The organism is Stenotrophomonas sp. KH_036_B, assembly GCF_057839485.1.
Genome location: NZ_CM174491.1, coordinates 2680908 through 2697583 on the forward strand (window position 1 = coordinate 2680908; position 16676 = coordinate 2697583).

Here is a 16676-nt window from a genome sequence, read left to right on the forward strand (position 1 = left end):
CGGAGTGTCTGCGCGCCGGCACGCGCTGCCGATTGCCCCGTCTGGCGGGCATTTCGCTGCAGTTGACGCACATGGCCGTCACCGCGCTGAATGCACGCGGACCGGTTTCAGCCGGCCGCGCGGACGGTAGTTCCATGGAAATCAAGCACTTGAGCATTGAGCGCCGTCATTGTCATGCCCCTGCCATCAGTTGGGTGATGTCGGGTATTGCACTTGGGCGTGCCGGTGTTATAGTTGCATACAACACCAGTCACCTGATGCAGGGGAAGCCCATGAACCGCATGCGCCACCACTCCGCCAAAGCCCTGACAGCCGCGTCCGCGCTGCTGTTGCTGGGCTGGTTCAGCATCCCCGCCGGTGACCGTGGCAGTGCTGCCGCCACCGGTGCGTTTGAAGGCCCGCAGGACGCAGGCGTCATCGAGGCAGGGACCGCCGACGGCGCCCCCACGCCCCCCCGCCGGCTGCACAGCTCCCTGTCCATGCCTTACTTCTCATTCGCACAGTCGCTGAACCCACGGAGCTGACCATGAGCGATATTCAATGGAGCGATGGTGCTCCGATCTACCGTCAGCTGAAAGAACGCGTGATTGCCATGATGCTTGACGGCATCATCAAGCCCGGCGACGCGCTGCCTTCGGTTCGACAGGTGGCCGCCGAGTACCAGCTCAACCCCATCACCGTTTCGCGCGCCTACCAGGAGCTGGCCGATGAAGGCCTGGTCGAGAAGCGCCGCGGCCTGGGCATGTTCATGACCGAAGAAGCGGCCACGCAGCTGCGCAGCAGCGAGCGCGACCGCTTCCTCAATGAAGAATGGCCGCTGGTCCTGGAGCGCATCCAGCGCCTGGGCCTGCATCTCGACGAATTGCTGCCCCAGGGGAAATCCTCATGAATGCCGTTGCAAGTGATGTCGTCATCTCCGCCCGAGGCCTGCGCAAGGCCTACAAGCAGACCCTCGCGCTGGACAACACCAGCTTCACCATCGCCCCGGGCCGCATCACCGGCCTGATCGGCCCCAACGGCGCCGGCAAGACCACGCTGCTCAAGGCGCTGCTGGGCCTGACCGCCGTGGAAGGCGAGCTGAGCGTGCTGGGGCTGGACCCGAGCGTGCAGCGCAACGCACTGATGAATGAGGTGTGCTTCATCGCCGACGTGGCGGTGCTGCCGCGCTGGATGAAGGTGCGCGATGCGATCGACTTCGTTGCCGGGGTCCACCCGCGCTTCGACCGCGCCCGCTGCGAACGCTTCCTGGCCAGCACCAAGCTGCAGCCCAAGCAGCGCGTGCGCGAACTGTCCAAGGGCATGATCGTGCAGCTGCACCTGGCACTGGTGATGGCCATCGACGCCAAGGTGCTGGTGCTGGACGAGCCCACCCTGGGCCTGGACATCCTGTACCGCAAGGAGTTCTACCAGCGCCTGCTGGAAGACTACTTCGACGAGCAGAAGACGATCATCGTGACCACCCACCAGGTGGAAGAGATCGAGCACATCCTCACCGACGTGATGTTCATCCGCGATGGCCGCATCGTGCTCACCACCGACATGGAAGACGTCGGCGAGCGCTACACCGAAGTACTGGTGTCGGCCGAGACGCTGGAGGCGGCACGCGCGCTCAAGCCGATCGACGAACGTTCCCTGCCCTTCGGCAAGACCGTGCTGCTGTACGACGGGGTACCGCGCGCCCAGCTCACACCGCTTGGCGAACTCCGCAGCCCGGGGCTGGCGGATCTGTTCGTGGCCATCATGAAGGGAACCTACGCATGAACACCGTCAACCACCCCATCAGCAAGGCCAGCACCTTCAAGTGGCTGCTGAAGCGTGAATACTGGGAAAACCGCGGCGGTTTCCTGTGGGCGCCACTGATCGCCGGCGGCATCTCGCTGGTGATGAGCCTGATCGGCATCATGATCGGCCTGTGGGGCCTGCGCCGTGCGGCTGAAAGCGGCAACCTGCATATCGACAATACCAACGTCAACGTCAACGGCCTGGACCTCAAGGTGCTGACCGAGCAGCTGGATGCCAACAGCCTGGCCGACCTGGGCAACACCCTGGATGCCACGCTGGTACTCAGCTCGCTGTGGCCGTTCGTGGTGCTGGCCTTCGTGGTGTTCTTCTACTGCCTGGGCGCGTTGTATGACGACCGCCGCGACCGCAGCATCCTGTTCTGGAAGTCGCTGCCGCTGTCGGACACCCAGACCGTGCTGTCCAAGGCGTTGAGCGCACTGCTGGTGGCGCCGGTGATCGCGGTGATCGCCTCGGTGCTGACCATGTTCGGCTTCATGCTGATCCTGTCCATCGTTGCACTGGCGCACGGCGGCAACCCGATGACCCTGATCTGGGGCCCGGCCAGCCCGCTGACCTTCGTGGTCAGCCACCTGTCCTGGCTGCCGGTCTACCTGCTGTGGGCGCTGCCGACGGTGGGCTGGCTGCTGATGTGGTCGGCCTGGGCCAAGTCCAAGCCGTTCCTGTGGGCGGTGATGCTGCCGCTGTTTGCGGGCATCATCGTCAGCAGCACCCATGTCATGAAGCTGTTCGACATGACCAGCGGCTGGTTCTGGCAGCACATCGTGGGCCGCCTGCTGCTGGGCACGCTGCCGGGCAGTGACCTGTTCTACCGCACCGAACAGCTGCAGGCGGTGATGCGCGACAGCGACAACGTGGCCGCGGCACTGTCGCCGTCCAGCCAGCTGGCTGCGCTGCAGATGCCCGAGCTGTGGATCGGTGCGGCTGCCGGCGTGGTGTTCATCATCGTCGCCATCCGCCTGCGCCGCCGCGCCGGCGAAATCTGATCCCGATCCCTTTCGAGGAACTGCCCATGATCCGCACCATCGCCCTTGCTTCCCTGCTGTTGCTGCCGCTGACGGCGCTGGCCGATGAGCCGCAGTGCAAGTTCAACGCGCCGCGTGACCTCAAGCTCAACGTGGCCGGTGCCAAGGCCGTCGTGTTCGAGGTGAACCAGCACGACCTGGTGCTGCAGGCCGGGCCGGGCGCGCCCCAGCTCAGCGGCCGGGCCTGCGCGTCCAACGCCGACTGGCTGCGCGAGCTGACCGTCACCCAGGAGAAGGTGGGTGACAAGCTGGTGGTACGCCTGCAGCGTGAGAACCAGGGGCTGCGGTTCAACATGGGCGGCGACAGCTACGCCTACCTGGACCTGCGCGGCACGATCCCGGACAACGTGCTGGTCCAGCTGAAAGTGGGCTCCGGCGATGCAGGCGTTACCGGCGCACAGTCGCTCAGCGCGGATGTGGGTTCGGGCGACATCACGTTGCGCGACATCAAGGGCCTGGTCACCGCGGCGATCGGCTCCGGCGATGTGGAGCTCGACGGTGCCGGTGCACTGAACCTGCTGTCGGTGGGCTCGGGCGACTTCACCGCCCGCAACCTGCGCGGCAACGCCACGGTCGGCACGATCGGCTCGGGCGACCTCACCCTGGACGGGGTGGCCGGCAATGTCGACATCAAGACCGTCGGTTCGGGTGACGTCGACCTGCGCCAGATCAAGGGCACTGTCAGCATGGGCAACATCGGCTCGGGCGATTTCGAGGCCCGCGATGTCGGCGGCAGTGTCAAGATCGAGCGCCACGGTTCCGGTGATGTAACGGTGCGCGGCGTCGGTGGCGACCTGACGGTAGCCAACAGCGGCAGCGGCGACATCAACCACAGCAGCGTCGGCGGCCGCGTGCAGCTGCCCCGCGGGAAGTAGCGCGGACGGTAGAGCGGACTGTTGGTCCGCTGCTCTCAACGACAAGCGGACCAACAGTCCGCTCTACACGCCTCAACACGGGATCTGACGATGAACATTCGACTGCTGCTGCCCACCCTGCTGCTGTGCCTGCCACTGGCGGCCTGCGGCAACGCCGATTCCAACAAGACCGACCCGGCCACCGGCAAGGCGGTGGTGGATGCGGATTCGATCGGCAAGAAGGTGCAGGACGCCACGGACAAGGCGCGCAAGGAGATCGCGCAGGGCAACATCAACATCTCCGACGGGCAGTCGAACAAGGCCGAAATCACGCCGCAGGGCGACCTGCTGATCAACGGCAAGGCGGTAACCATCGACGCCAACCAGCGCGCGCTGCTGCTGGACTACCGCAAGCAGGTGGAAAAACTGGCCGGCGCGGGCATGGAGATCGGCGTGGCCGGTGCCAACCTCGGCGTGAAGGCCGCCGGTGAGGCGCTGCGCGGCGTGTTCTCCGGGGACACCCAGGGGATCGAAGCCAAGGTGAACGCCGAGGCGGCCAAGATCGAAGCCAGCGCCAAGCAGCTGTGCGAGCTGCTGCCGACGATGATGGCCAGGCAGCAGGCACTGGCGGCGGCGCTGCCGGCCTTCAAGCCGTACGCCACGATGGACCAGCACGACATCGATGACTGCCACAACTGAGTCATCGCCGTCTGCGACGTTCGGTCGCAGGCGGGCCAACGGTACGGGGGGAGGACTACACTAGTCCTCCCCTTTTTTCATTCTTCGCCCGCCATGAAGAAGTTGTGCCTGCTGCTGTTCGCCCTGTTCTGCCTTGCCGCCACCGGCTGCGACCAGGAATACCGCAACCACCGCGCCGAGCGCGGCAAGCCCAAGATCACCGTCAGCGACGGCATGGTCACCGTGCGCCGCGCGCCGGCACCCAACATCATCGTGCTGCCCAACGGCCACATGAAGATCGACGAGATCGAAATCCCGCTCGACGCCGGCCAGCAGGCCCTGCTCCAGCAGATGTTCGGCCAGCTGCAGGTCCTGCGCCAGAACACCCTCACCGACGCGCCACCGGACCCGGACAAGCGCGCGATCAAGATTCAGGTCCCGCCCGGCATGCAGCCGATCCCGCCGGACCTCGTCACCCGCATCCCGGAGTTCAAGGCCTACACCGAGACCTTCGACAACCTGATGGCGGACCGGCGGTAAGGCGATGGTTTGCTGGTTTCCGCGCGCAGGGCCGGCGGGTACGGGGGTACGGGACACGCCGTGAACCGCAGGGGGCTGCCCGACGGCCGCCCCGCTTGGAAGAATCAAAACGCTGCTCTTGGCGTTTGGCGTTTGGCGTTTGGCGTTTGGCGTTTGGCGTTTGGCTTTTGGCTCTCAGCGCTCAGCTATCAGCGCTCAACCCCCGCCACCGCCGCCACCGGCGTGGATGCCGCCTGCGGTCAGGGTGGCCGGGTCGAGCAGGCGGCGCAGCTCCGCTTCTGAGAGACCGCTGTCTTCCTTTGCCACCTCCAGCACCGGGCGCTGCTCCTTGTAGGCGCGCTTGGCGATGGCCGCCGCCTTTTCGTAACCGATGATCGGATTCAACGCCGTCACCAGGATCGGATTGCGGGCCAACGCCTCGCGCACGCGGTCCTCGCGTACCTTCAGCCCCGCGATGGCCGTATCGGCCAGCAGCCGCGAGATGCTCGACAACAGCCCGATCCCGTCCAGCAGGTTGGCCGCGATCAACGGCAGCGTCACGTTCAACTGGAAGTTGCCCGTCTGCCCCGCCACCGTGATCGCCGTGTGGTGGCCGATGACCTGCGCGCACACCATCACCGTCGCCTCCGGAATGACCGGATTGACCTTGCCCGGCATGATCGAACTGCCCGGCTGCAGTGCCGGCAACTCGATCTCGCCCAGCCCCGCCAACGGACCGGCATTCATCCAGCGCAGATCGTTCGCGATCTTGATCAGCGCCACCGCCAACGCATTGAGCTGGCCGGACAGCTCCACCGCATCATCCTGCGCCGCCAGCCCCTCGAACTTGTTCTCCGCGCTGTCGAACCGCACCCCCGTCTGCTGCTTCAGGCGCTTGGCCACCCGCTCGCCAAAGCGCGGATCGGCATTGATGCCCGTTCCGATCGCCGTGCCGCCCAGCGGCAGCCGTCGCAGCCGCTTCAGGCTGTCTTCCAGCCGCTCCTGCGCCGACGACAACTGCGCCGACCACGCACCGAATTCCTGCTCGAACGTCAGCGGCATCGCATCCATCAGATGCGTGCGCCCGGTCTTGACCACCTTGCGCAGCGCACGGCCGCGCTTGTCGATCGTCTTGCGCAGGTGCACCAGCGCCGGCAGCAGCTGTTCCTGCACCCCCAGCAACGCCGACACGCGCAGCGCAGTAGGAATCACGTCATTGGAACTCTGCCCCTGGTTGACGTGGTCGTTGGGATGCACCGCGGTCTTGCCGGTCTTGCCGGCCCGATTGGCCAGCGTGGCAATCACCTCGTTGGCATTCATGTTCGAGGATGTGCCCGACCCCGTCTGGTACACGTCGATCGGGAAGTGCGCGTCGTGGCGGCCCTCGGCCACCTCGTCCGCCGCCACTTCAATCGCCTTGCCGATGTTCTTCGGCAGATGGCCCAGCTCGGCATTCACCGCCGCCGCCGCGCCCTTGACCAGGCCCAGCGCGCGGATGAAGCCGCGCGGCATGCGCTGGCCCGACACCGGGAAATTGTCCACCGCGCGTTGCGTCTGCGCGCCCCACAGTGCGTCTGCGGGCACCTGCAGTTCGCCCATGCTGTCGTGCTCGGTCCTGAAACCCTTGCTCATTGCATCACTCCGAATCTTTCAGTAGGAAAGGGAACGGCGGCTGGCAACGGGCCTGATTCCCTGGCTGGCGGCTCTACGCACGATACTCCCAAGCAGGAATGAAACCCAACAGCGCTGCGCTTCGGCTATGCTCGGAATTCGTGTTCATTCAGGCATCACCTCTCTCCCATGGGCGACGACCCTCACTGTAGTGCGCGCCACACCCCGCGGTTGTGGCCTGCCGATCCGCATGCCGCCGCCGCGGCCCGCACGTCCGCCGTCACCTGCAGCGCCCTGCGCCGGGGTCGGCGATGATCGTTGGCAACCTGCTGCTCCTGCTCCTGGCGCTGTTCCTGGTGGTGCTCAACGGCTTCTTCGTGGCCGCCGAATTCGCCCTGGTCAAACTGCGCCACACCCAGGCCGTCGGCCTGGCCGCCAGGCACGGCTGGCGCGGCCGACTGCTGCTCAACGTGCATTCGCACCTGGATGCCTACCTTTCCGCCTGCCAGCTCGGCATCACCCTGTCCTCGCTCGGCCTCGGCTGGGTGGGCGAGCCGGCGTTCGCCCACCTGCTGCAGCCGTTGTTCGACACGTTGGGCATGGGTCCGGAAGGCGCACGCCTCACCGCCTTCATCATTGCTTTCAGCCTGATTTCATTCCTGCATATCGTGCTGGGCGAACTGGCCCCCAAGTCGATGGCCATCCGTCGCCCCGAAGCCATGTCGCTGTGGACGGCCGCGCCGCTGTACCTGTTCTACTGGGCGATGTTCCCGGCGATCTGGCTGCTCAACCACAGCGCCAACGCACTGCTGCGGCTGGTCGGCTGGGGCGATGTGGAACACACCTCGCACCGCTATTCGCGTGAGGAACTGAAGCTGATCGTCGCGCGCCAGCAGCCCGGCGCCGGCGCCCCCGACCAGGACCTCACCCTGATGAGCCACGCGCTGGAGCTGCCCGAACTGGTGGCCGGCGACCTGATGCGCCCACGCGAGCACATGCGCGTGTTCCGCCAGGGCATGGGGCTGCCCGAAGTGATGGCCGAATTCGCAGAAAGCCGCTACAGCCGCTACCCGTGGTTCGACCGCGACGGCGAAGAGGTGCTGGGCATCCTGCACATGAAGGACCTGCTGGTGGAGATCGCCCGTGGCCATCCCACCGACGACCTGCGTGCACTGCTGCGCCCGGCCAACCTGATCGCACTGGAGACCCCGGTGACATCGGTGCTGGAACGCTTCCGCACCGGCACCACGCACATGGCCCTGTGCGTGGAAGAACATGGCCGCATCCTGGGGTATTTCACTCTGGAGGACCTGCTGGAAGTGGTGGTCGGCGACATCGAGGACGAACACCCGCACGTGGTCAAGGACGCCCCGACCCGGGGGGCCGACGGCAGCCTGCTGGTGGCCGGGTCCACCTCCATCTTCCGCCTGGAGCGCCTGCTCGGCCGCGACCTGGCCGCGCCGGAACACCTGAACTCGGTGGGCGGCCTGATCGTGCATCAGCTGCAGCGGCTGCCCGAGGAGGGCGAAGTCGTGCGCATCGACGGATTCCTGTTCACCGTCAAGCGCATGGCCGGCCACCGCATCCAGGCGGTGACCGTGCGCCTGGCCCCCGAGGACGCCGACGAGGAGCCCGGGGCAGCGTAGAATGACGGCCCCCGCCGTCATTGCCTGCGCCCGCCATGTCCGAATTCGCCCTGCTCGCCCTGTCCCCGCTCGATGGCCGCTATGCCGGCAAGGTCGACGCCCTGCGCCCGATCTTCTCCGAGTACGGTCTGATCAAGGCCCGCGTGAAGGTCGAAGTGGAGTGGCTGCTGGCCCTGGCCGATGAGCCCGGCATTGCCGAGCTCGCCCCGTTCGCGCCGGCCGCCGCCGCCCGCCTGCGTGCCCTGGCCGACGACTTCGCCCCGGCGCACGCCGCCCGCGTGAAGGAGATCGAGCGCACCACCAACCATGACGTCAAGGCGGTGGAGTACTTCATCAAGGAACAGCTCAAGGGCGACGCCGAGCTGGGGCCCGCGCTGGAATTCGTGCATTTCGCCTGCACCAGCGAAGACATCAACAACCTCAGCTACGGCCTGATGCTCGAGCAGGCGCGCCGCGACGTGCTGCTGCCCTCGCTGGACGGCATCGCCACGCTCCTGCGCACGCTGGCCCACGCCCAGGCCGAACAGCCGATGCTCTCGCGCACCCACGGCCAGACCGCCTCGCCCACCACCCTGGGCAAGGAAGTGGCCAACGTCGTCGCCCGCCTGGAGCGTCAGCGCCGCCAGATCGCCGCGGTCGAGCTCACCGGCAAGATCAACGGCGCCGTCGGCAACTACAATGCCCACGCCATCGCCTACCCCGATGTGGACTGGCCGGCCTTCGCCCAGCGTTTCGTCGAAAGCCTGGGCCTGGTGTTCAACCCGTACACCACCCAGATCGAGCCGCACGACAACATCGCCGAGATCGGCGACGCCGCCCGCCGCGCCAACATCATCCTGATCGACCTGGCCCGCGACATCTGGGGCTACATCTCGCTGGGCTACTTCAAGCAGAAGCTCAAGGAAGGCGAAGTCGGCTCCTCGACCATGCCGCACAAGGTCAACCCGATCGACTTCGAAAACGCCGAAGGCAACTTCGGCATCGCCAACGCCCTGTTCGAGCATTTCAGCGCCAAGCTGCCGATCAGCCGCTGGCAGCGCGACCTGACCGATTCGACGGTGCTGCGCGCGCTGGGCACGGCCTTCGGCCACAGCCAAGTGGCGCTGGACTCGCTGTCCAAGGGGCTGGGCAAGCTGACCGTGAACCCCGAGCGCCTGAACGGCGACCTCGACGCGTCCTGGGAAGTGCTGGCCGAAGCCGTGCAGACCGTCATGCGTCGTTACGGCCTGCCCAACCCCTACGAACAGCTCAAGGCCCTGACCCGCGGCCAGGGCATCACCGCCGAATCGATGAAGGCCTTCGTCGAATCGCTGGACCTGCCGGAAGACGCCAAGCAGGGTCTGCGCACCCTGACCCCGGGCGGCTACGTCGGCCTTGCGGCGGATCTCGCCAAGGCAATCTGACGCCGATAGCGGCATGTAAGTGAAGAAGGGACGCCAAGGGCGTCCCTTCTTCATTTAAGGCATTAAAGCCTTCAATTGTTGGATTGCTCGTACAGGGCCGGGGGGTGCAGGGGTACGGGACACGCTGCAAGTACGTCCATGCAAGCTCGTTCACGCCATCCATGGCGCTCTACGGTCCCGCACCCCCACACCCCCCGGCCCTCAGACAGTGAACTGGTGGCCGCACGAAAAGCGGTAGAGCGACGCCATGCGTCGCTGCCCTCCCAACCGCCAGCGCGACCATCTTTGAGGGGCGGCCGGCGGGTAGCCTCCTACGGGACTGTTGAAAACATGGATGTTTTCAACAAGCCCCCATGGACGGGTTCACGGCGTGTCCCGTAGGAGGCTGCCCGTCGGCCGCCCCAACACGTAGAACAAGAGGCGCCTAAGCTCTACGCGACAAACCACCACATGTGCACATCGCCGCCAACCAGCAGACAATAGGCAGGCCCGAGCGCGCGACCACGCCGCGCCCCGCTTTCCGTCTTTACGCTGCAAGGATTTCCCCATGGCCGCACGCAAGACCAAAACCCCCGTCATCGAAGTCCAGGCCCGTCCGGGCCTGCCGCTGGGCATGCCCGCCGCCACCTTCCTTCGCGATTACTGGCAGAAGCGCCCGCTGCTCATCCGCGGCGCCTTCCCCGATTTTGACACCCCCGTCCAACCCGAAGACCTCGCCGGCCTCGCCTGCGAAGAGACCGCCCTGTCGCGACTGATCAGCCACGACCGCGCCACCGATGGCTGGACCGTCCGCACCGGCCCGTTCCAGGAAGACGAATTCCCCGGCATGCCCGACCACGACTGGACCCTGCTGGTCCAGGACGTCGACAAGTGGGACCCCGACGTGCGCGCCCTGATCCAGCACTTCAACTTCCTGCCGCGCTGGCGCATGGACGACGTCATGATCAGCTTTGCCGCCACCGGCGGCTCGGTCGGCGCCCACGTCGACCAGTACGACGTTTTCCTGCTGCAGGCCTACGGCCACCGCCGCTGGCAGATCGACGCCAGCGAGTCGATCAAGGGCAAGCGCCCCCCGCTCGAGTTCCGCGACGACGTCGAACTCAAGCTGCTGCGCCGCTTCAAGCCCACCCACGACTGGGTGCTGGAACCGGGCGACATGCTGTACCTGCCGCCCAACGTCCCGCACAACGGCGTGGCCGAAGACCCCTGCCTGACCTTCTCGTTCGGCATGCGCGCCCCCGCCTCGGCCGAACTGATCAGCGACTACCTGGACACCCTGATCGAGGATGCCGATGAGGCCATCCGCTACCAGGACCCCGACCTCAAGGTCCCCGAAGACCCGAACGAAATCGACGTCGTCGCCATGAACCGCGTCGTTGAAGCCCTCAACGCCATCCGCATGAACGACCCCGACCGCCTGGGCGACTGGTTCGGCCGCTTCATCACCACCTACCGCGCCGCCGGTGACGTCGTGGCCTCCGGCGATGCCCTGCCGCGCGACGCCGTGGAAGCCGCACTCGCCGAAGGCATCGAACTCGGCCGCCACCCCTGGGCCCGGCTGGCCTGGCGCCGTGCCAAGCGCGGCGCCAGCCTGTACTGCAGCGGCCTGGAGTTCGCCCTGCCGGTCAAGGATGCCCAGACCCTCGCCGCCGCCGAACAGGTCGGTTCCGCCCTGTACCTGAAGCTGTCGGCCAAGGGCCGCGACGCCCTGCACCAGCTCGTCGCCGGCGGCTACTACCAGCTGCTCGATGGCCAGGCGTTCGACGACGAGGACGACTACCCCGAGGACGCGGTGGCCGAATACGAAATCATCGACGCCGCCGAAACCGTCGAGGTGGTCGAGGATGAAGACGTCCAGGCCAACGTGCACGAAGTGAACATCCACGAGGACGGCGTCGAGGTGATCGTCGATTTCGACGACAGCGATGACACCGACACCCCCGATGGCACCCCGTCACGCTGACATGGCGCAGCCCGGCATCCAGGTCGAGGTGGTCGACTACCCCGCGCAGCACGCCCTGCTGCACCGGGTCCGCCACGCCGTCTTCGTGGACGAGCAGCAGGTGCCGGCCGACCTGGAGATCGACGCGCTCGACCCGCTCAGCATCCACGTCCTGGCCCGCGACCCGCAGGGCCAGCCGGTGGGGGCCGGCCGCCTCACCCCGGATGGCCGGATCGGGCGCATGGCCGTGCTGGCCGACGCCCGCGGCCAGGGGGTCGGCGAACAGCTGCTGCTCGCCCTGATCGACGCCGCCCGCCAGCGCGGCTGGCGCGAGGTCACCCTGCACGCCCAGCTGCCGGCCCGCGCGTTCTATACCCGCCAGGGCTTCCTGCCCCACGGCGAGGTGTTCGAAGAAGCCGGCATCGAACACCAGCACATGCGCCGCGTGCTGGAGGGCGCGGTCGCCATCGACCGTGCCGACGAGGCGGTGGCCATCACCACCGCCCTGGTCCACCGCGCCCGCCGCCAGCTGTGGATCCACAGCCGGGTGCTCGACCCCGGCCTGCTCGATGCCCCGCCGGTGCTGGAGGCGCTGCGCCGCTTCGCCACCGCCCGCCGTGACAAACAGGCCACCCTGATCGTGCATGACGCGGCCGCCATCGCCCAGGCCGGCTCGCCCCTGCTCGGCCTGATCCAGCGCCTGCCCACCGTGTTCCGGGTGCGCCAGGTGAGCGATCCCATCGACCGCGCCCTCGCATCGGCATGCCTGCTCAACGACGCGGGCGACTACTACTTTCGTCTGAGCGGCCTGCGCTTCGACGGCGAAGCCGCGCTCGCGCTGCCTGCACGTTCGCGACCGTTGCAGGACGGTTTGCAGCGCGTATGGGAACGTTCGCGCGATTGCACCGAACTTCGCGCGCTCGGCCTGTAGGTCACGCCAGGGTCTCGAACCTGTCTGGCAATGACACCGCGGACCCTCCGCGGGACCTGCCGGTGCCCCTTCGTGTCCCGATGGGGGTACAATTTGGACCGTTAGATACCGCCCGCGCAGGGCTATTCATTTTCCCTGCCGGATCACTGAAGCCTTACCCCACAAGCGAATCCGACCCTCCATCGTGGACAATCTACTGAAGCAGTTTGCGCAGTCTTCGCAGCTCGCCGGCGGCAACGCCTCCTATATCGAGGATCTGTACGAGCAGTACCTCGTTTCTCCGGACAGTGTCGATCCCAAATGGAAGACCTACTTCGACGGCTTCAAGGGCCGCGAAGCCGGTGACATTCCGCACTCGGCCGTCATCGCCCACATCACCGAAGCGGCCAAAAACGCTGGCAACAGCGCCACGGCCACCGGTACCGGCGACGAACGCGAGCGCAATGTCGGTCGTCTGATCACCGCCTACCGGTCGCGCGGCCACCTCGATGCCCGCCTGGACCCGCTGGGCCTGGCGCAGGCCGTGAACTCGCCGGACCTGGGCCTGCCCTTCCACAGCCTGTCCGAGGGTGACCTCAACGCTGATTTCAGCACGGGCGGTGTCGGTGGCCAGCCGCGCATGAAGCTGCGCGACCTGCTGGAACGCCTGAAGAAGACCTATACCGGTTCGATCGGCGCGGAGTTCATGCACATCTCCGAGGTCGAGCAGCGCCAGTGGATCTACCAGCGCCTGGAACTGGCCGGTGGCAACTACAGCCTCGACGCCGACACCCAGCGCCGGACCCTGGAGCGCCTCACGGCTGCCGAAGGCCTGGAACGCTACCTGCACACCAAGTACGTCGGCCAGAAGCGCTTCTCGCTGGAAGGCGGCGACTCGCTGATTCCGATGATGGACACCATCATCCGGGATGCCGGCAAGGACGGCGTCAAGGACGTCGTGGTCGGCATGGCCCACCGCGGCCGTCTGAACGTGCTGGTCAACACCCTGGGCAAGAACCCGCGCAAGCTGTTCGACGAGTTCGAAGGCAAGTTCGAGCATGACGAGCACGCCTCGGCCGGCGACGTGAAGTACCACATGGGCTTCTCGGCCGATATCGCCACCGAAGGTGGCCCGGTCCACCTCGCCCTGGCGTTCAACCCGTCGCACCTGGAAATCGCCGACCCGGTGGTTGCCGGTTCCGTGCGTTCGCGCCAGGAGCGCCGCAAGGACACCGCGCGCAAGCAGGTCATGCCGATCCTGATCCACGGCGACGCCGCCTTCTCCGGGCAGGGCGTGGTCATGGAACTGTTCCAGATGTCGCAGGCCCGCGGCTTCGCCGTCGGTGGCACCGTGCACATCGTGGTCAACAACCAGGTGGGCTTCACCACGTCCAACCCGGAAGACACCCGCTCGACCCGCTACGCCACCGACGTGGCGAAGATGATCGCCGCGCCCGTGCTGCACGTGAACGGTGACGATCCGGAAGCGGTCGTGTTCGCCGCGAAGCTGGCCTTCGAGTTCCGCCAGAAGTTCGCCAAGGACGTGGTCATCGACCTGATGTGCTACCGCCGTTGGGGCCACAACGAGGCCGACGAGCCGGCGATCACCCAGCCGCTGATGTACCAGGTGATCCGCAAGCACCAGACCACCCGCGAGCTCTACGCCGCCCAGCTGGAACAGGCGGGCGTGATCGAAGCCGGCGCCGGCAAGGCGATGGTCGATGCCTACCGCAACAAGCTGGACGCGGGCGAAGTGACCACCGAGCTGGCCAAGGTCGAAAAGACCCCGCCGACCAGCGCGCTGTTCGTCGACTGGCCCAAGCTGCTGGAAGGCAAGCTGTCCGACCCGGTGTCCACCAAGGTCGACCCGGCCAAGCTCAAGCAGCTGGCCGAGCTGATCAACACCGTGCCGGCCGAAGTGGAACTGCACTCGCGCGTGTCCAAGGTGTACGACGACCGTCGCAAGATGGCCGCCGGCGAGATCCCTGGCGACTGGGGCTTTGCCGAGAACCTGGCCTATGCCACCCTGCTCGACGAAGGCCACGCGCTGCGCCTGGTCGGCCAAGACGTCGGCCGCGGTACGTTCACGCACCGCCACGCGATCCTGCACGACCAGAAGACCGACAACTACTACCTGCCGCTACGTCAGCTGGTGGATTCGCCGGAGAAGGCCACCATCATCGATTCGCTGCTCAGCGAAGAAGCGGTGATGGCCTACGAATACGGCTTCTCCACCACCGACCCGAACACGCTGTGCATCTGGGAAGGCCAGTTCGGCGACTTCGCCAACGGTGCCCAGGTGGTCATCGACCAGTTCATCGCCGCCGGTGAAGCCAAGTGGGGCCGCGTCTCCGGCCTGACCCTGCTGCTGCCGCACGGTTACGAAGGGCAAGGCCCGGAACACAGCTCGGCGCGCCTGGAGCGCTTCCTGCAGCTGTGCGCGCTGGAGAACATGCTGGTGGTCGTCCCGTCGACCCCGGCGCAGGCATTCCACATGCTGCGCCGCCAGCTGCACCTGACCACCCGCAAGCCGCTGGTGGTGATGTCGCCCAAGTCGCTGCTGCGCCACAAGCTGGCCGTGTCGTCCCTGGACGAACTGGCCAACGGCGAATTCCAGCATCTGATCGGCGACGCGAACGCCGATGTCAAGAAGGTCAAGCGCGTGGTGCTGTGCTCGGGCAAGGTCTATTACGACCTGCTGGAAGACCAGACCAAGCGTGGCCAGGACGACGTCGCCATCATCCGCGTGGAACAGCTGTACCCGTTCCCGCGCGCGCTGCTGGCCGCTGAGCTCAAGAAGTACGGCAAGGCCACCGACGTGGTGTGGACGCAGGAAGAACCGCAGAACCAGGGTGCGTGGTACCAGATCCGCCACCACCTGCAGTTCTGCCTGGCCGATGGCCAGAGCCTGCACTACGCCGGTCGCGCCCGTTCGGCATCGCCGGCCGCTGGACACATGGCGGACCACATCATCGAACAGCAGAAGCTGGTCGCCGATGCGCTGGTCAACCCGTTCAACGACACGTTCGCCGAATAACCTCCCCCTCATTCTAGAAAAAGACAAACCAGGAAGCTCCCGCATGGCCACCGAAGTCAAAGCCCCGGTACTGCCCGAATCCGTCGCCGACGGCACCATCGCCACCTGGCACAAGAAGGTCGGCGATGCCGTCAAGCGCGATGAAAACCTGCTTGATCTGGAAACCGACAAGGTCGTCCTGGAAGTGCCGTCGCCGGTTGACGGCGTACTGAAGGAGATCAAGTTCGAGGTGGGCGCCACCGTGACCTCGAGCCAGGTCGTGGCCGTCATCGAAGAAGGCGCCGTGGCGGCTGCCCCGGCCCCGGCTGCTGAAGCCAAGCCGGCTGCCGCTGCACCCGCCGCTGCGGCTGCTCCGGCCGCTGCTGCTGCGCCGGCCCCGGCCGCGAAGTCCGCTGCCGATGCCCTGCCCCCGGGCGCCCGCTTCAGCGCCATCACCGAAGGCGTGAACCCGGCCGACGTGGACGGCACCGGCCGTCGCGGCGCGGTGACCAAGGAAGACATCGTCAACTTCGCCCGCAATGGCGGTGCCGGCAAGGCCGCCGGTGCGCGTCCGGAAGAGCGCGTGCCGATGACCCGCATCCGCAAGCGCATCGCCGAGCGCCTGATGCAGTCCAAGAACAGCACGGCCATGCTGACCACCTTCAACGAAGTCGACCTGTCCAAGGTCTCGGCGGCGCGCAAGGATCTGCAGGACGAGTTCGTCAAGGCGCACGGCATCAAGCTGGGCTTCATGAGCTTCTTCGTGAAGGCCGCCGCCAACGCGCTGCAGCGCTTCCCGCTGGTCAACGCCTCGATCGACGGCGACGACATCATCTACCACGGCTACTCGGACATCTCGATCGCCGTGTCGACCGAGAAGGGCCTGGTTACCCCGGTGCTGCGCAACGTCGAGCGCATGTCGTTCGCCGACATCGAGAAGACCATCGCCGACTACGCCAAGAAGGCCCGTGACGGCAAGCTGAGCCTGGAAGAACTGCAGGGCGGCACCTTCACCGTGACCAACGGCGGCACCTTCGGTTCGCTGCTGTCCACCCCGATCATCAATCCGCCGCAGAGCGCCATCTTGGGCATGCACGCCATCAAGGAGCGTCCGATCGCCCAGAACGGCCAGGTCGTGATCGCGCCGATGATGTACCTGGCGCTGTCCTACGACCACCGCATCATCGATGGCAAGGACTCGGTGCAGTTCCTGGTGGACATCAAGAACCAGCTGGAAAACCCGGGCCGCATGCTGTTCGGCCTGTAAGACCT

14 protein-coding genes are annotated in these 16676 nt (G+C 66.5%); 13 read left to right on the plus strand and 1 reads right to left on the minus strand.

The genetic code is table 11. The annotated features are described in order from the left end of the window. Positions 1–71: 71 nt before the first annotated feature. The 7 genes from AC3ITN_RS12045 (at position 72) to AC3ITN_RS12075 (ending at position 4897) form a co-directional block, all read left to right on the plus strand. Entirely contained in the window at positions 72–524 is a 453-nt protein-coding gene (locus AC3ITN_RS12045; RefSeq protein WP_489390649.1) for a hypothetical protein, read from the plus strand. A gap of 2 nt (positions 525–526) precedes the next feature. Beyond that, positions 527–889 (plus strand): GntR family transcriptional regulator, encoded by a 363-nt coding sequence (locus tag AC3ITN_RS12050; RefSeq protein WP_313346245.1) that lies wholly within the window; start codon positions 527–529, stop codon positions 887–889. Further along, positions 886–1761 carry an ABC transporter ATP-binding protein gene (locus AC3ITN_RS12055; protein WP_313346242.1) on the plus strand — a complete coding sequence of 292 codons (876 nt, stop codon included), beginning with the start codon at positions 886–888 and terminating at the stop codon, positions 1759–1761. The genes AC3ITN_RS12050 and AC3ITN_RS12055 overlap by 4 nt, the downstream gene beginning before the upstream one ends. Next, positions 1758–2786 (plus strand): ABC-2 transporter permease, encoded by a 1029-nt coding sequence (locus AC3ITN_RS12060; protein ID WP_313346239.1) that lies wholly within the window; start codon positions 1758–1760, stop codon positions 2784–2786. The genes AC3ITN_RS12055 and AC3ITN_RS12060 overlap by 4 nt, the downstream gene beginning before the upstream one ends. A gap of 26 nt (positions 2787–2812) precedes the next feature. After that, entirely contained in the window at positions 2813–3700 is an 888-nt protein-coding gene (locus tag AC3ITN_RS12065) for a DUF4097 family beta strand repeat-containing protein (protein WP_489390650.1), read from the plus strand. A gap of 90 nt (positions 3701–3790) precedes the next feature. After that, positions 3791–4378, plus strand: a complete 588-nt coding sequence (locus AC3ITN_RS12070) for a DUF2884 family protein (protein WP_313346233.1) — start codon at positions 3791–3793, stop codon at positions 4376–4378. A 93-nt stretch (positions 4379–4471) separates the two neighbouring features. Further along, positions 4472–4897, plus strand: coding sequence for a hypothetical protein (locus AC3ITN_RS12075; protein ID WP_313346230.1), 426 nt, complete (start codon positions 4472–4474; stop codon positions 4895–4897). Between the two features lie 195 nt (positions 4898–5092). On the opposite strand, the gene AC3ITN_RS12080 is transcribed toward AC3ITN_RS12075, so the two are convergent. Next, a complete protein-coding gene (locus AC3ITN_RS12080) occupies positions 5093–6508 on the minus strand; it encodes a class II fumarate hydratase (protein ID WP_489390651.1) in 1416 nt (471 codons plus the stop codon). A gap of 290 nt (positions 6509–6798) precedes the next feature. On the opposite strand from AC3ITN_RS12080, the gene AC3ITN_RS12085 reads away from it, so the two are divergent. From AC3ITN_RS12085 to sucB, 6 genes are all read left to right on the plus strand, one after another. Then, positions 6799–8133 (plus strand): hemolysin family protein, encoded by a 1335-nt coding sequence (locus tag AC3ITN_RS12085; protein ID WP_313346225.1) that lies wholly within the window; start codon positions 6799–6801, stop codon positions 8131–8133. A gap of 35 nt (positions 8134–8168) precedes the next feature. Then, positions 8169–9536, plus strand: a complete 1368-nt coding sequence (purB, locus tag AC3ITN_RS12090) for an adenylosuccinate lyase (RefSeq protein ID WP_489390652.1) — start codon at positions 8169–8171, stop codon at positions 9534–9536. A 547-nt stretch (positions 9537–10083) separates the two neighbouring features. Continuing rightward, the gene (locus AC3ITN_RS12095; RefSeq protein ID WP_489390653.1) at positions 10084–11499 is read left to right on the plus strand and encodes a ribosomal protein uL16 3-hydroxylase; all 1416 of its coding nucleotides are present in this window, start codon (positions 10084–10086) and stop codon (positions 11497–11499) included. A gap of 1 nt (position 11500) precedes the next feature. Continuing rightward, a complete protein-coding gene (locus tag AC3ITN_RS12100; RefSeq protein WP_489392922.1) occupies positions 11501–12409 on the plus strand; it encodes a GNAT family N-acetyltransferase in 909 nt (302 codons plus the stop codon). A 184-nt stretch (positions 12410–12593) separates the two neighbouring features. Next, positions 12594–15425: a 2-oxoglutarate dehydrogenase E1 component gene (locus AC3ITN_RS12105; protein WP_489390654.1), complete on the plus strand. Its 2832-nt coding sequence runs from the start codon at positions 12594–12596 to the stop codon at positions 15423–15425. A gap of 43 nt (positions 15426–15468) precedes the next feature. Continuing rightward, the gene (sucB, locus tag AC3ITN_RS12110) at positions 15469–16671 is read left to right on the plus strand and encodes a dihydrolipoyllysine-residue succinyltransferase (RefSeq protein ID WP_489390655.1); all 1203 of its coding nucleotides are present in this window, start codon (positions 15469–15471) and stop codon (positions 16669–16671) included. Positions 16672–16676: the final 5 nt, after the last annotated feature.

Bases quoted from the DNA above. Each gene is read 5' to 3' on its own strand.
- AC3ITN_RS12065 (WP_489390650.1), top strand. From the start codon at position 2,813: ATGATCCGCACCATCGCCCTTGCTTCCCTGCTGTTGCTGCCGCTGACG.
- AC3ITN_RS12055 (WP_313346242.1), top strand. From the start codon at position 886: ATGAATGCCGTTGCAAGTGATGTCGTCATCTCCGCCCGAGGCCTGCGC.
- AC3ITN_RS12085 (WP_313346225.1), top strand. From the start codon at position 6,799: ATGATCGTTGGCAACCTGCTGCTCCTGCTCCTGGCGCTGTTCCTGGTG.
- AC3ITN_RS12045 (WP_489390649.1), top strand. From the start codon at position 72: ATGGCCGTCACCGCGCTGAATGCACGCGGACCGGTTTCAGCCGGCCGC.
- AC3ITN_RS12060 (WP_313346239.1), top strand. From the start codon at position 1,758: ATGAACACCGTCAACCACCCCATCAGCAAGGCCAGCACCTTCAAGTGG.
- AC3ITN_RS12080 (WP_489390651.1), bottom strand. From the start codon at position 6,508: ATGAGCAAGGGTTTCAGGACCGAGCACGACAGCATGGGCGAACTGCAG.
- purB (WP_489390652.1), top strand. From the start codon at position 8,169: ATGTCCGAATTCGCCCTGCTCGCCCTGTCCCCGCTCGATGGCCGCTAT.
- AC3ITN_RS12100 (WP_489392922.1), top strand. From the start codon at position 11,501: ATGGCGCAGCCCGGCATCCAGGTCGAGGTGGTCGACTACCCCGCGCAG.
- AC3ITN_RS12095 (WP_489390653.1), top strand. From the start codon at position 10,084: ATGGCCGCACGCAAGACCAAAACCCCCGTCATCGAAGTCCAGGCCCGT.
- AC3ITN_RS12075 (WP_313346230.1), top strand. From the start codon at position 4,472: ATGAAGAAGTTGTGCCTGCTGCTGTTCGCCCTGTTCTGCCTTGCCGCC.
- AC3ITN_RS12050 (WP_313346245.1), top strand. From the start codon at position 527: ATGAGCGATATTCAATGGAGCGATGGTGCTCCGATCTACCGTCAGCTG.
- sucB (WP_489390655.1), top strand. From the start codon at position 15,469: ATGGCCACCGAAGTCAAAGCCCCGGTACTGCCCGAATCCGTCGCCGAC.
- AC3ITN_RS12070 (WP_313346233.1), top strand. From the start codon at position 3,791: ATGAACATTCGACTGCTGCTGCCCACCCTGCTGCTGTGCCTGCCACTG.